The 13,414-nt window shown below is 69.0% G+C and carries 12 protein-coding genes; 5 read left to right on the forward strand and 7 right to left on the reverse strand.

All coding sequences use genetic code 11. The features are described 5' to 3' along the window. Positions 1-82: 82 nt before the first annotated feature. The 5 genes from ABKA19_RS01795 (at position 83) to ABKA19_RS01815 (ending at position 5,992) form a co-directional block, all read left to right on the forward strand. Positions 83-1,138 (forward strand): LacI family DNA-binding transcriptional regulator, encoded by a 1,056-nt coding sequence (locus tag ABKA19_RS01795; RefSeq protein WP_353687390.1) that lies wholly within the window; start codon positions 83-85, stop codon positions 1,136-1,138. A gap of 142 nt (positions 1,139-1,280) precedes the next feature. After that, entirely contained in the window at positions 1,281-2,129 is an 849-nt protein-coding gene (gene kduI, locus ABKA19_RS01800) for a 5-dehydro-4-deoxy-D-glucuronate isomerase (protein WP_353687391.1), read from the forward strand. A 138-nt stretch (positions 2,130-2,267) separates the two neighbouring features. Next, on the forward strand, positions 2,268-3,026 hold the full coding sequence (kduD, locus tag ABKA19_RS01805; protein ID WP_162375923.1) for a 2-dehydro-3-deoxy-D-gluconate 5-dehydrogenase KduD: 759 nt from the start codon (positions 2,268-2,270) through the stop codon (positions 3,024-3,026). 152 nt (positions 3,027-3,178) lie between these two features. Beyond that, positions 3,179-4,312 carry a GDSL-type esterase/lipase family protein gene (locus ABKA19_RS01810; RefSeq protein WP_353688021.1) on the forward strand — a complete coding sequence of 378 codons (1,134 nt, stop codon included), beginning with the start codon at positions 3,179-3,181 and terminating at the stop codon, positions 4,310-4,312. 369 nt (positions 4,313-4,681) lie between these two features. Further along, the gene (locus ABKA19_RS01815; RefSeq protein ID WP_353687392.1) at positions 4,682-5,992 is read left to right on the forward strand and encodes a sigma-54 interaction domain-containing protein; all 1,311 of its coding nucleotides are present in this window, start codon (positions 4,682-4,684) and stop codon (positions 5,990-5,992) included. 100 nt (positions 5,993-6,092) lie between these two features. Here ABKA19_RS01815 and ABKA19_RS01820 read toward each other — a convergent pair whose 3' ends face one another. The 7 genes from ABKA19_RS01820 to ABKA19_RS01850 form a co-directional block, all read right to left on the reverse strand. After that, positions 6,093-7,460, reverse strand: a complete 1,368-nt coding sequence (locus tag ABKA19_RS01820; RefSeq protein ID WP_353687393.1) for a transporter — start codon at positions 7,458-7,460, stop codon at positions 6,093-6,095. Positions 7,461-7,485: 25 nt separating this feature from the next. After that, positions 7,486-8,349: a hypothetical protein gene (locus ABKA19_RS01825; RefSeq protein ID WP_353687394.1), complete on the reverse strand. Its 864-nt coding sequence runs from the start codon at positions 8,347-8,349 to the stop codon at positions 7,486-7,488. Between the two features lie 12 nt (positions 8,350-8,361). Further along, positions 8,362-9,027 carry a C39 family peptidase gene (locus tag ABKA19_RS01830; protein ID WP_353688022.1) on the reverse strand — a complete coding sequence of 222 codons (666 nt, stop codon included), beginning with the start codon at positions 9,025-9,027 and terminating at the stop codon, positions 8,362-8,364. Between the two features lie 212 nt (positions 9,028-9,239). Then, positions 9,240-10,829, reverse strand: coding sequence for a FapB/FapC family functional amyloid domain-containing protein (locus ABKA19_RS01835; RefSeq protein WP_353687395.1), 1,590 nt, complete (start codon positions 10,827-10,829; stop codon positions 9,240-9,242). Positions 10,830-10,872: 43 nt separating this feature from the next. Then, on the reverse strand, positions 10,873-11,535 hold the full coding sequence (locus tag ABKA19_RS01840; protein WP_338016011.1) for a FapB/FapC family functional amyloid domain-containing protein: 663 nt from the start codon (positions 11,533-11,535) through the stop codon (positions 10,873-10,875). Beyond that, positions 11,532-12,026, reverse strand: a complete 495-nt coding sequence (locus ABKA19_RS01845) for a FapA family amyloid fibril periplasmic chaperone (protein ID WP_353687396.1) — start codon at positions 12,024-12,026, stop codon at positions 11,532-11,534. Before ABKA19_RS01845 ends, ABKA19_RS01840 begins: the two co-directional genes overlap by 4 nt. Positions 12,027-12,254: 228 nt before the next feature. Then, positions 12,255-13,337, reverse strand: coding sequence for a PA0069 family radical SAM protein (locus tag ABKA19_RS01850; protein ID WP_353687397.1), 1,083 nt, complete (start codon positions 13,335-13,337; stop codon positions 12,255-12,257). Between the last annotated feature and the right edge of the window lie 77 nt (positions 13,338-13,414).

Consider the following 13,414-nt stretch of genomic DNA (forward strand, 5'->3'; position numbering starts at 1 on the left):
GGATCCCGGCGCCCCTGGCGACCGGGACCCGCCAGCACCGCGGCTCCGGCTAGAATCGACGGACTCCACCCCGAACATGCCAATGCCAGCGCGCCCGACCCCCGCCCCCCCGTCCGCCCGGCCGCCCGCCGGCAAGGCGGCGACCATCAACGACATCGCACGGCTGGCCGGGGTTTCCAAGAAGACGGTCTCGCGGATCATCAACCACTCGCCGCTGGTCCGTAAGGACACCCGGGAGAAAGTGGAAACGCTGATGCGCGAGGTCGGCTACGTGCCCGACCCGCTGGCGCGGGGCCTGGCCTTCCGCCGCTCGTTCCTGATCGGCATGGTCTACGACAACCCGACCGCCCAGTACATCGTCGACATCCAGTACGGCGCGCTGGACGCGCTGCGCGAATCGGGTTTCGAACTGGTCGTGCACCCCTGCGACACCCGCAGCCCCGGCTACATCGACGGCGTGCGGCGCTTCGTCCAGCAGCAGAAACTGCACGGGGTGATGCTGATCCCGCGCGCCTCCGAGGACCAGAACCTGGCCGACATGCTCGCCGAGATGGGCTGCCGCTACACGCGCATCGTCCCGGTCGGTTTCGAGGACACCGACGGCCGGATGATCGTAACCCACGATCGCGACGGCGCGGCCGAGGCGGCCGACTACCTGCTGACCCTGGGCCATCGCGACATCGCCCTCATCACCGGTCCGCTGGCCTACCGCTCGGCGATCGAACGCACCGAAGGCTTCGTCGACACCCTGGCCAGGCGCGGCATCGAAGTACCCAAGTCGCGCATCATCGAAGCCAGCTACACCTTCGAGTCGGGCGTGGCCGCCGCCGAGAAGCTGCTGGCCGGCAAGCAGCGGCCGACCGCGATCTTCTGCGGCAACGACGAAATGGCCGCCGGCGTCTACAAGGTCGCCATGCGCGCGGGGATCAGCATCCCGCGCGACCTGTCGGTGGTCGGCTACGACGACAGCCCGCTGGCGGCGCGCCTGTGGCCGTCGCTGACCTCCGTGCGCCGCCAGACCCGCGACACCGGGCGCATCGCCGCGACCATGCTGATCCGCACCGACACCGGTCCGCTCCCGGTCGCCAGCGTGCGCCCGCACCTGATCGTCCGCGACTCCTGCCAGCCTCCCGCCTGACCTGATCCAACCACCGGGGGAAGCTCCGGTCTTTTGCCGCAACGCGGAATGACACCGGTTACCGTCCTTCGCTAGAATGGTCCCAATACAAGGCCAGAGCCGCCCCCGCGTCGCTGGCGCACCGCCCCAGGAGCCCGATCCGATGTACCAGAAGACCTACTACGCGACCCACCCCGGCGTCATGCAGGGCGCCAGCAACGACGAGCTGCGCGACCTGTACCTGATCGGCGAGCTGTTCGCCGCCGACGAAGTGCGGCTGAGCTACACGCACTACGAGCGCTTCGTGATCGGTGGCGCCGCGCCGGTGGCCAAGGCCGTGTCGCTGCCGAAGCAGACCGAGCCGGCCTCGGCCGCGGGCAAGCCCTTCCTGGAGCGTCGCGAGCTTGGCGTGATCAACGTCGGCAACGGCACCGGCACGGTCACCGTGGACGGCACCGCCTACACGCTGGGTCCGAAGGACGGCCTGTACGTGGCGATGGGCAGCGAGGACGTGAGCTTCGCCTCGGCCGACGCCGCCAACCCGGCCAAGTTCTACCTGACCTCGACCCCGGCGCACGCGCGCTTCGAGACCAAGCAGCTGTCCATCAAGGACGCGGTGGCGCTGGAGCGCGGCGCGCTGGAAACCAGCAACGAGCGCACCATCTACCAGTTCATCGTGCCGGCCACCTGCCAGTCCTCGCAGCTGCTGCTGGGCCTGACCGTGCTCAAGCCGGGTAGCGTCTGGAACACCATGCCGCCGCACCTGCACGACCGCCGCAGCGAGGTCTACTTCTACTTCGACCTCGGTGCCAACGACCGCGTCTACCACTTCATGGGCCAGCCGGACCAGCAGCGCCACATCGTCATGCAGAACGACGAGGCGGTGGTCTCGCCGCCGTGGTCCATCCACATGGGCTCGGGCACCAGCAACTACGCCTTCATCTGGGCGATGGGCGGCGAGAACCTGGACTACACCGACATGAACGTGCTGGACATCTGCCAGCTGAAGTAGCGCGCCGCAGGCGCAACGGGCGTAGAGCGGGGCTTGCCCCGCTGCTATTCCAAGCACGTACGAACAGGCCGGAGCCCAAACAGCCGGCTTCTCCACACGGCTCCAGCGGGGTAAGCCCCGCTCTACAGAGGATATGTCATGGCAAGCAACCCGTTCAGCCTCGAAGGCAAGGTCGCGCTGGTCACCGGCGCCAACACCGGCTTGGGCCAGGGCATCGCACTGGCGCTGGCCGCCGCGGGCGCCGACATCGCCGCCGCCGGCATCGTTCCCGCCGACGAGACCGGCGAGAAGGTGAAGGCCCTGGGTCGCCGCTTCCTCAACATCGAAGCGAACCTGATCAGCATCGAACCGGTCGAGCGCATCGTCGCCGAGACCGTCGCCGGCCTCGGCGGGCTCGACATCCTGGTCAACAACGCCGGCCTGATCCGCCGCGCCGACGCGGTCGATTTCTCCGAAAAGGACTGGGACGACGTGATGAACGTCAACATCAAGTCCGCGTTCTTCATGTCGCAGGCCGCCGGCAAGCACTTCATCGCCCAGGGCCGCGGCAAGATCATCAACATCGCCTCGATGCTCTCGTTCCAGGGCGGCATCCGCGTGCCGTCGTACACCGCCTCCAAGAGCGGCATCGCCGGCATCACCCGGCTGCTGGCCAACGAGTGGGCGGCCAAGGGCGTGAACATCAACGCCATCGCGCCGGGCTACATGGCCACCGACAACACCGCGCAGCTGCGCGCCGACGAGGACCGCAACAAGGCGATCCTGGACCGCATCCCGGCCGCGCGCTGGGGCGAGCCGGCCGACCTGGGCGGCACCGCGGTGTTCCTGTCCAGCGCGGCGTCCGACTATGTCAACGGCGCGGTGATCCCGGTCGACGGCGGCTGGCTGGCGCGCTGAACCCCACGTCGGGGCGCGCTCCGGCCGCGGTTGCGCATTCGTCGTGCCGCCGGATGCACTCTCTCCGCATCCGCGGCCTGAGCCAGTACCGACCCAGCCCCGCCCGGCCCAGCCGTCAGCGGGGCTTCTTTTTGCGAGTGACCATCATGCACATGCGCCTGCTGCCGATCGCCCTGGCGTTCGCCGCCCTCGCCTCGCTTGCCAGCGTGGCCGACGCATGGGCCGGGCCGCGCCGGGTGTTCATCGCCGGCGATTCCACCGCCGCCGAGTACGGCCCCGAGCGCGCGCCGCGCAATGGCTGGGGCCAGCAGCTGCAGGGCTTCCTCGACCCCGCGGCCTTCGAGGTGCGCAACCACGCGATGGGCGGGCGCAGTTCGCGCAGCTTCATCGAGGAAGGCCGGCTGGAGCCGGTCGCGCGCGAGCTGCGCAAGGGCGACGTGCTGCTGATCCAGTTCGGCCACAACGATGCCAAGTACGAAGATCCGCGGCGCTACAACGAGCCCGGGCAGGCCTATCCGCAATGGCTGATGCGCTACGTGTCCCTGGCGCGCGAGCGCGGCGCGACTCCGGTCCTGCTGACTCCGGTGTCGCGGCGCGTCTGGGACTTCGGCTCGCTGCTGGACACCCACGCCCGCTACACCCAGGCGGTGCGCGAACTGGCCGCGCGCGAACAGGTCGCGCTGATCGACCTCAACGCCAGCAGCACCGACTGGCTGCGCGCGCTCGGCGACCAAGCGTCCAAGGCGTACTTCGAGCACGTGCCCGAGCGCGAGGTGCGCGACGACACCCACTTCAGCGTCGCCGGGGCGACCATGGTCGCCTGCCTGGTGGTGCGCGACTGGAAGGCGCTGGACCCGGCGCTGGGCGCACACGTGGTGCGCGACACCGACTGCGGTGCACCGTCCAGCGCGCGCGCCGACCTGGCCGCGCAGAAGAATCCGTCTTCGGTCGTGCACGAGCGCGACCTTGCGCGGCAGCAGCCGGGTCCGCATGGCGGCGCGGGCACCACCACCGCCTATCCGCTGTTCGCCGAGGCGCCGGGGCTGTCCTTCGTGATGCGCAAGCGGGTCCTGCACAAGGGCGCCGGTATCGGCCTGCACCAGCACCACAAGGACGAGATCTACTACGTGCTCGCCGGCCGCGGGCGCTACGTGCTCGATGGCGAGGTCCATGACGTGGCCGCCGGCGACGCCATGCTGACCCGCCCCGGCAGCACCCATGCGATCGAACAGGTGGGCGAGGACGACCTGGTCCTGCTGTTGGCCTACCCTGCTTCATCTCGCTGAACAACTCATCATGCTGAAGGACGGACGGGACGTCTGTCCTGTCCTCCTGGCCGCCGGCGTTTTCCCGGATACAGCCGTCATTCCAACCTGCGCGGCTGGCAACACGCTTGTTTTCCGGGGGAACACCATGGCACGCCGAGATCGTCCGCCCTATCCGATCCCTTCACCGAATCGGACCCGCCGCGATGCGGCAGCGGGCGGACACTGAGGTGCAGCGCCGATGGCGTGCGGCCGGCTTGCCCGGGCGCCTTTCATCCACTTATTAACCGCCTGTCACGAAGCGTAGGCAGGCTGCGCCGACGGCCGTCCGCAAGGATGTCCGTCCCGCAAACGTCCCGTTCGCCGGGATGGCACCAGGAGCAAGGAACTATGGCGGCAGTTCCCGAGATCCGACCGCGTTGCATGATCTGGCTGGGGCGTCCCACGCCGCAGGAGCGCGATGTCCTTGCCGCGACCGGCTGGGACGTGCGCGTCATCGAGGACCCGCGCGGGGCGCGGATCGGCTTGCGCGGCGGCGACCGCGTCGCCGCCCTGCTCGACCTGCGCCACGCCGATGAAGCCTGGTCGACGGCGATGCTCGACCTGCTTGCGCCCCATTCTGATCTTCCGCTGGTGATACTGGGCGATGCCGACATGCCGCCCCGGGGTTGCCTGCTGCAACTGTGCGAGCCGCTGGACCTGGTCCAGATCCAGCGCCTTGCCAAGATCGTCGACGGCGACACGCGGCGCAGCGCGGGCGATGGCATCGACTGCCTGGTCGGCTCGAGCACGGCGATGCTCGCCGTGCATGCGAACCTGCACAAGTTCGCGCCGGTCGAATTGCCGGTGCTGGTGACCGGCGAGACCGGTACCGGCAAGGAGCTGGCCGCGCGCGCCCTGCACGAAATGTCGTCGCGGCGCGGCCGCCCCTTCATCGCGGTCAACTGCGGCGCCCTGCCGGCCAGCCTGGTGCAGGCCGAACTGTTCGGCCATGAGAAGGGCGCGTTCACCGGTGCCGCGGCGCGCCGGATCGGCCTGTTCGAGGCCGCCGACGGCGGCACCATCTTCCTGGACGAGATCGGCGACCTACCCCTGGACGCGCAGACCAACCTGCTCCGCGTCCTCCAGGAAGGCACGATCGAACGCGTCGGCAGCCACCACTCGATCCACATCGACGTGCGCGTGGTCGCCGCCACCCACGTCGACCTGGAGGAGGCGATCGCACACGGCCGCTTCCGCCAGGACCTGTTCTACCGCCTCGATGTCCTGCGCCTGCACATGCCGCCGCTGCGCGAGCGGGGCGCCGACGTGGAACTGCTGGCCCGGCACTTCCTGGCCCAGTTCCGCGAACAGCACCGGGTGCGCGCCCGCGGCTTCGATGCGTCCGCCCGCCGGCAGATGCATTCGCACCGGTGGCCGGGGAACGTCCGCGAGCTGATGAACCGGGTGCGGCGCGCGGCCGTGGTCAGCGAAAGCGAGCTGATCGACGCGCAGGCGCTGCAGCTGGGCGATGGCGTCGCGACCGGCGCGGACGCCCTGGGCGAAGTCCGGATCCATGCCGAGCGCGAGGCCATCCTGGCCACCCTGCGCGACTCGGGCTTCAACGTCAGCGAGTGCGCGCGACGCCTGCGCGTTTCGCGGGTCACCGTCTACAGGCTGTGCAAGAAGCACCAGCTCGAGCTCGAGGCGTTGCGGGTGTAGGAGCCGGGGAGACCGGACATTCGTCCGTGAAAAGGCGCCCGTGGCTGGAAGCTACGGCTAGGCCGGCGCCTACGCGCTCCCACCGCCTGCAGGCTGCGCCCTACAACGAGTATGGAACCCGGAAGCCGAGGCTGAAATCCGGCGCGTCCGGGGTCAGGCCGATGCCGAGCAGGCCGACGATGGTGGCCTGTTCGCTCAGCGCGTAGGTGACGCCCAGGTTGAACAGCGCCGAATTGGCATCGCTGCCGATCACCTTGGACCACGGCTGGCCTTCGTAGCGCGTCCGCGTACGGGCGCTGAGCCGGTTGCTCAGCGACATGCTGAAGCTGGTGCGCTCGTTGAACGCGAACGCCACGCCGGCGCCGAAGTAGAACGATTCGCCCAGCTTCACGTCGCCCGGGTTCACCGTGTCGGGATTGTTGTCGATGTCGTCGAAGCTGGACTCGAATGAGTAGGTGTAGCCGAAGTTTCCGTACAGGATTGCCGGATCACTGGTCTTCACCGCCGACACGCCGATGCTCGCCTGGTACGCGCCATTGCCCGTGGGCTGTTCCTCCGGCACGGCGAAGCGGATGAAGTCGTCGTCGTCGCGTTCCAGTACGCGCCACGGAATCCCGTAGGGCTCCTGACCGGTGGGCAGGGTCACGCCGGCGTTCAACACCAGCTCCGGGCGGCCGGTGGTCTCGGGCAGCATCAGGAAGTTGCCGCTGAGGGTGATGTCGCCGAGGCCACTGCCGGTGGTCTCCTCCTGCGCGATCGCGCCGGCGGCGCCGCCAGCCCCGCCCTTCTGGTAGACCGTCTTGCGCCACAGGTAGGGCGCATCGAGGTTGAGCGTCAGCTTCGGGGTAACGCCCCAGCGCGCCGCGAAGTTGTAGTTCATTGTGTCCGATTCGACGTTCTCGATGGCGATGTTGCCGAGGAAGATCGCGTCGAGGGCGAGGAAGCCATTGAGGGTCAGCTGCTTGCGGTCGTAGCGGTTGTAGGTGAGGCCGTTCTCGATCACCAGCCGCTGGTCGAACAGGGTGCGCGTGGCCTGCTTCACGTCGGCGACGCTGCGCGTCATCGATTCGCTCTTCGCCTTCTCCGCTTCGGCCGCGGTGCTGGCGTAGCCGGCCTGCGAGGGCGGCGGCGCGCTGTCGGCAGGAGGCGCCGCGGGCTGCGCGGCCACGGCGGCGGCCGCGGCGGGTGCGGAGGCGGTTCCGGTGGCCGCGGGCACTTTTCCCGCCAGGCGCGCCTGCAGCGCCTGCACCTGCATGTCCAGCTCGCGCAAGCGGCGTACTTCCTGCGCGTAGGCCGACTTCAGCTCGGCCAGCTGCTCGCTCAGTTGCCGCAGCTCGGCCTCGTCGGCCGGCGTGGCCCCCGGTGCCTGCTGCGCCGAGGCCGCTGGCGCGAATGCCGACGCGGCCAGCGTGGAGATGATCGCCAGCCGCAGGGCCGGAGTGGATGTAGCCGCCGTCTTCCTGATCACCTGCCTCTCCTTCTGGAACGGTCCGTCAGTAGCCGACCGCGATGCCGCGGCTGAGGGCAATGGCCTGCGCCACGTTCTGCGCCACGCCGGCGCGCGCTTGCGAGGTGTTGCGCACGATGTCCAGCTCCATCCAGTTGCTGGCGGTCTGGCCATCGCTGGACAGCATGATGGTCTGGCCCATGCCGCTGCGGTTGATCCACTGCTCGACCGCGCCTTGGCCGTCGATCTGCAGCAGCACCCGCGCCGCGTTGCCGTCCAGCTGGGCGACCGCGTTCATGCCGGCGGCGCTGGCGGTGGCGATGGTGGCCGGGGAGGCGACGGGATCCGGCAGGGCCACCGGGGGCGCCACGGAAACCGCCGTCGCGCCGCCCGCCGGTTCGGCGGTGGCGGGAGCTGCGCCTTCTCCGGTGGGCACCTGGTCGCGCACGGTTACCTGGGCCACGTTGTGGGCGGCGTTGTCATCGCCGGCGACCTGGATGCTCTGGGTTACGCCGGTGACGTTGGCAAGGCCGGCGTTGTCGATTTCGCGCTGGCCGTCGGGCGAAGGCGGCGCCACATCGACCGTTGTGATGCTCACGTGGGGCTGGAAGCTGACCACCGGCTTGTCCGGCGTGCGGGCGTCCATGGTCACCTTCATGCTGCTGGTCAGCTGCTGGCCGGCCTGGTTCTGCCAGGTCGAGACCATGGTCACGCCGAACCACGCCACGGTGTTGTTGCTGACCGTGTAGCGGCCGCGCATGTCACCCATTTCCTCGTCGGTCAGTTCGGTCAGGCCGGTGGCGGGCGTCGCCGCGGGCGAGGGCGAGGCCTGCGCCTGCGCGAAGGCGGGCAACGCGGCCGGTGCGGTCGCCAGTCCAATGGCGATGCAGAGCGTGCGTTTTCCGTTCATGTTCAACTCCTTTCAGAACAGGTCGGCATGGGTGAATCCGAAGTCGAGCAGTTCGGCATCGGTAAGCGGACCCTGCCGTGCGTAAAGCGCCCGCGCACTGGGCTTGGTGCTGGGCTGCAACAGAACCGTGTTTCGGTCGAAGTCGGTGCCGATAACGACGAACACCGCCCGCGACGGCCACGCCTCCAGGAAATCCGGCAGCGGCATCACCCGGTTGCCGAGGATGGGGTCGCCGATTTCGACCAGGTCGCCGCGGACCTGCTTGAGCACCACGAAGTGGCGGAACCCGTTGACGTCCATCAGTACCAGGCTGGGAACCCGTAGCGAGCGCAGGCGGTTCTCGTCGACCCGGTAGCCGCGGCCGCGCATGCCCAGCGACTCGACGTAGCGCTTGATGTCCAGCAGGGAGAAGCCGCGTTCCTTGACCACCTCGGGGTCGGCCAGGGTCAGCATGCCCTCGATCACGGTGTTCTCGTCCGCGTCCAGGTGGTAGGCGTACTTGAGGATCGTCGCCAGCGACGCGGCCCCGCAGCTGTAGTCCGTCTGTTGCCGGACCAGGTGGCGGAAGCGCGATTCGCGCATGCTTTCCACCGGCGTGTAGTACAGCGCCCCATTGGGGAGCACGCCGGAGAAGGCGATGTCCGCGGCCTGGGCGTGCGGCGCAGGAAGCGCGCACATCGCAAGCAGTAGGAGCAGGCTCGGCGGGAGCAGTCGCGGCATGGCGGCGGTTTCCGTTCCAGGACGTTGGGTGGCGATGGAGCGTCGGTCGGAGTGGAAGCCCCGTCCCGCGGGGGAGGCGGGACGGGGCATTCCGTGAGTTCCCGGTCACGGCGGATGGCCGGGAGTCACTCTTTCATCCCTTGCGGGATATGCGTACTGCGCTGCGTGGCTTACTCGCCGCCACCGCCACCGCCACCACCGGTGGAGGGCTGGGCGACGGCCATCGACAGGCTGTTGGCCTGCTGGTTGCCGGTGCCGGCCGACACGTTCACGCCGATGTTGCCGGTGGCACGCGCGAAGGCGTCACCGGACAGCGAGGCGGTGTTGGTGGTGTAGGTGTCCACCACGTTGCGGGCGATGGTCACGTAGCCGCTCAGGCTGGCCCACAGGTCGGCATAGCCGAGCTCCAGGAAGCCCAGGTCGCCTTCTTCGGTGCCCTCGTAGCTGCCGGAATCCTCGGTGTCGAAGGCGAAGCCGCCCACGCCCGGACGGTTCGGATTGGCGACGGCGCCCTGTGCGGCAGCATCGAAGTCGATGTGGCCGGTGTTGCCACCGCCCGGGTGGCTCTCACCCTGCCAGGCATCGGCATACAGGTTGCTCTGCTGGTAGGCCGCGCCCTCGCTGCTGGTCGTGCCGGACTCGGTGCCCTCGTAGCCGCCCGCACCCACGGCGATGGTGCCGCCAGCGACGCGCCCGCTGAGCGAGATGCCGACGCGGTCGTACTGCACGTCGCGCTTGGGCGCGTTGACCACGAAGTTGCCGGACGACTGCTGGTTGGAGCTGACCGCGGCAGAGGCGTAGCGCGAGGTGGCGACCGAGGCGGCCAGCGCGTTCTTCTGCTGGTTGTTGTTGCCCGAGGTCACGTTCACGCCGATGTTGCCGGAGGCGTCCGCGAACGCGGCGTCGCCGACGCTGGCGGTGTTGGTGTTGCCGATGTTCTTGGTGACGTTGGCCATGCCGGCCTGCTGCACGAACACCTTCGAATCGGCCAGGCCGAACGCGAAGCTGGCGTCGGCCGCGGACAGGGCGGCGGCGTTGTCCTGCTGGTTGTTGTCGCCGGCGGCCACGTTGAATTGCAGGTTGCCTTCGGCCGCGGTGGCGGTGTTGTCGGCGATGGACGCGTCATTGGTGAGGACGTCGTTCATGCCCAGGTTGCCGCTGTTGGACTGGCGGTTGTCGATCACGGCGATCGCGGCCGAGTCGATCTCCAGGTCGCCCGAAACGGTGGGGCTGCCGCTGAAGTCGATGTCGGAGGTCAGCGACAGGTCGGACTCCAGCTCGGCCGAGACGCCATGCTCGTCCACTTCCTTGTCGACGGTGATGTCGTGGTCGATGTTGACGTCTTCGTCGTGGTTGATGTCGGTGTCCACGACATTACGCTGGTAGTCCCAGCTCATGTTCTTGTTGATCGTGGTGTTCTTCTCGAAGTTGTCGCTGTACGAGGTGTCGATCGAATGGGTCGCGGTCGTCTCGCGATCGAACGAGTCGCTGTACGACAGGTCCATGGTCTTGCTGACGTCCGAGGTGTAGGTCTTGCTCACGTCGGAGCTGTAGGTCTTGTCGACGTCCGAGCTGTACGACTTGTCGACGGTCGAGGTGTACGACTTGCTCTTGCTCAGGTCGGTATCGATGTTCGTATCGATGGTGGTGTTGGTCGTCCAGTTGTTGACGATGTTGTTGTCGATGGTGGTTTCGGCGTTGGCGGCTGTCGCGGCGGCGATCGCCACGGCAAGCACGGTCCACTTCACGGTCCTTTTCATGGTGTCCTCTCTCTCTTGCTCTTTGGTTGGTTGGATTACCGCCTCACGGGCCGGGCGGGAGCGACAACGTCAGGACGTTGCCGGTCTCGTTGGCCGAACCCGCGATCTGATTGAGCTGGAAAACGCCTTCGAACCCACGCAGCGCGGTGGCTTCCACTGCCACCTTGCGACTGGCGGTCCTCCCCGCCGGGTTGAAGGCGGTTTGCCGCTCCGCCGACGCGGCAACGCCACTGGACAGCTGGCTGTCCGGCGTTTCGCGTATGCCCTGTTGCGCCAGCACCATCGCCACCGCGTTGTGTTCCGCGTTGCCGCTGCCACTGGCCTGGTTGATCGATGCGATGCCGCTGGCGCCCGCCAGCGCCGAGCCGCCGATGGTCGCGCTGGCGGCCACTGGCACGTCGTAGACGTCGTCGCTGCGTGCCTGGGAGGTGCTCACCTGCACCATGGCCGCGCCGTCGCCGATGGCGATCGCGCGCAGGTTGGACTGCTGGTTGAGGTCGCCGGCCGCCATGTTCACGCCGATGGCGCCGCTGCTGCCGGCCAGCGCGCGATCCGCGATCCGGGTCTGCGCCAGGTAGCCGAGCATGTCGGCGTAGTCATCGGCGGCACGCGCAGGGCCGGCTGCGAGCCAGGCGGCGCAGGCCAGCGCCAGCAGTGGCTGCCAGATGCCCCGTGCGGGGCGAGGGACGGCGACCGGCCTGCTCACGGACCGGTTCCCTGGTTGCCGCCCAGCGGGAACTGGGACAGTGCGCCGGTGACGGTCGAGCCGATGCCGCGGGTGGCGCCGGTCACCGCACCCGTCGCGCCGCCGACGCTGCGGCTGAAGCCGCTGCCGGAGAAGACGCTGCTGTCGCCCGTCAGCCGTCCCATCGATCGCTGCAGCGCCTGGCTGGTCATCTGCTCGGGCATGGTGACGCTGCCGCGCGCGTCCAGTTGGCCCGACGCCATGCCGGCGATCTCGTCGTCCGACATCTCCCCGGTGCCCAAGGCATGGTCGATCTCCCGGTTCGGGGTCGGATCGACGATCAGGGCGATACTGGGCGGCGCCTCGCGATAGGCGTGGCGGGCGTTGACGTCCCGCAACAGCACCATCTCGCCGCGCTCCGGATGCACGCCGACGTGGGCATCGGCGGCACGTACGGCGGCCGGAGCCGCCAGCAAGGCGAACAAGGGCAGGCAGACAAGGCGTCGTGACATGGATGCAGTCCCCGCGTATAGGCGGAGACAACAGCGCACGTCCCGTGCCAAGCCTTTTTTATTTTATTTATCAGTCGCTTGCGTTCTAACGCGAGGTTGCGCCCGTCCCGATGTGTTACATCCGTGAAGCGGTGCGGACATGTGTTCCGGCCGCCAGGGCCCGCCACTACGGCCTCCGCCATGCTGTTTCAGGAGTGATACACCCCGTGCGGCGGGTTTACAGTCGGCTCAGAACAGCTCGCGCTGGGCAGGCGCGGCCAGTGGCGGGACGAACCGGCTGCAGTCCAGCGCCGCCAGGGGCTGCGTGGGGTAGCCGGCACGGCGACGGGCGAGCGCGAAACGCCGCTCGAGCAGGTCGGCATAGGGGCCGCGGCCGCGCATGCGCGCGCCGAACCCGGACTCGTAGTCCCGCCCCCCGCGCATCTGGCGCACGGCCGCCATGACCCGCGCGGCGCGGTCCGGCATGTGCGCCTCGAGCCAATCGCGGAACAGCGGGGCGACCTCGTGCGGCAGGCGCAGGAGCACGTAGCCGGCGCTTGCGGCGCCGGCTCCGCGCGCCGCCTCCAGCACCGCCTCCAGTTCGTGGTCGTTGACCCAGGGGATCGCCGGGGCGAACAGCACGCCGACCGGGACGCCGGCATCGTGCAGCCTCCGCATCGCCCGGAGCCGGGCATGCGGCGCCGTCGCGCGCGGCTCCAGGCGCGCCGACAGCTGCGGATCGAGCGTGGTCACGGAGAAGTACACGTGCACCAGCCCCAGCGCCGCCAGGGGCTGCAGGAGGTCGAGGTCGCGTTCGACCAGGGCATTCTTGGTGACGAGGCTGAAGGGGTGGCGGCACTCGAGCATGACCTCGACCAGCCGGCGGGTCAGCTGCAGGCGGCGTTCGACCGGCTGGTAGGCATCGGTGTTGATCCCGAGCGCGATCGGGCTGGGGCGGTAGCCGGGCCGGGCGAACTCGCGCCGCAACAGTTCCGGGGCGTTGGTCTTGGCGAAGATCTTCGTCTCGAAGTCCAACCCGGGAGACAGGTTGAGGTACGCATGCGAAGGCCGGGCGAAGCAGTAACTGCACCCGTGCTCGCAGCCGCGGTAGGGGTTCACCGACTGGGAGAAGCCCACGTCCGGCGAGCGGTTGCGGGTGACGATGCTGCGGGCGATCTCCTCTTGGACCTCGGTCCTGGGCCGCGATGGGTCCGGGTCCGCCTCCGGCTCCGCCAGCGGCGCCCAGCCGTCATCGGCCGCCTCGACGGTGGTCGTTTCGAATCGCCCTGGCAGGTACTGCCGCGAGCCGCGGCCCTTGATCGTGTCGGCCATGGTCCAAGGCTACGCCCCCGGCGTCGCGCCAGGCGCGATGGCGGTCGCGCACTGGGGCCACGTTCATCACCGGGCCT

It is taken from the genome of Pseudoxanthomonas sp. Soil82, assembly GCF_040446535.1.
Classification (GTDB): domain Bacteria; phylum Pseudomonadota; class Gammaproteobacteria; order Xanthomonadales; family Xanthomonadaceae; genus Pseudoxanthomonas; species Pseudoxanthomonas kaohsiungensis.

Excerpts from the sequence above, each read along its gene's own strand:
- ABKA19_RS01795 (WP_353687390.1), top strand. The coding sequence starts at position 83 with ATGCCAGCGCGCCCGACCCCCGCCCCCCCGTCCGCCCGGCCGCCCGCC.
- kduI (WP_353687391.1), top strand. The coding sequence starts at position 1,281 with ATGTACCAGAAGACCTACTACGCGACCCACCCCGGCGTCATGCAGGGC.
- kduD (WP_162375923.1), top strand. The coding sequence starts at position 2,268 with ATGGCAAGCAACCCGTTCAGCCTCGAAGGCAAGGTCGCGCTGGTCACC.
- ABKA19_RS01810 (WP_353688021.1), top strand. The coding sequence starts at position 3,179 with ATGCGCCTGCTGCCGATCGCCCTGGCGTTCGCCGCCCTCGCCTCGCTT.
- ABKA19_RS01815 (WP_353687392.1), top strand. The coding sequence starts at position 4,682 with ATGGCGGCAGTTCCCGAGATCCGACCGCGTTGCATGATCTGGCTGGGG.
- ABKA19_RS01825 (WP_353687394.1), bottom strand. The coding sequence starts at position 8,349 with ATGAACGGAAAACGCACGCTCTGCATCGCCATTGGACTGGCGACCGCA.
- ABKA19_RS01830 (WP_353688022.1), bottom strand. The coding sequence starts at position 9,027 with ATGTGCGCGCTTCCTGCGCCGCACGCCCAGGCCGCGGACATCGCCTTC.
- ABKA19_RS01835 (WP_353687395.1), bottom strand. The coding sequence starts at position 10,829 with ATGAAAAGGACCGTGAAGTGGACCGTGCTTGCCGTGGCGATCGCCGCC.
- ABKA19_RS01845 (WP_353687396.1), bottom strand. The coding sequence starts at position 12,026 with ATGTCACGACGCCTTGTCTGCCTGCCCTTGTTCGCCTTGCTGGCGGCT.
- ABKA19_RS01850 (WP_353687397.1), bottom strand. The coding sequence starts at position 13,337 with ATGGCCGACACGATCAAGGGCCGCGGCTCGCGGCAGTACCTGCCAGGG.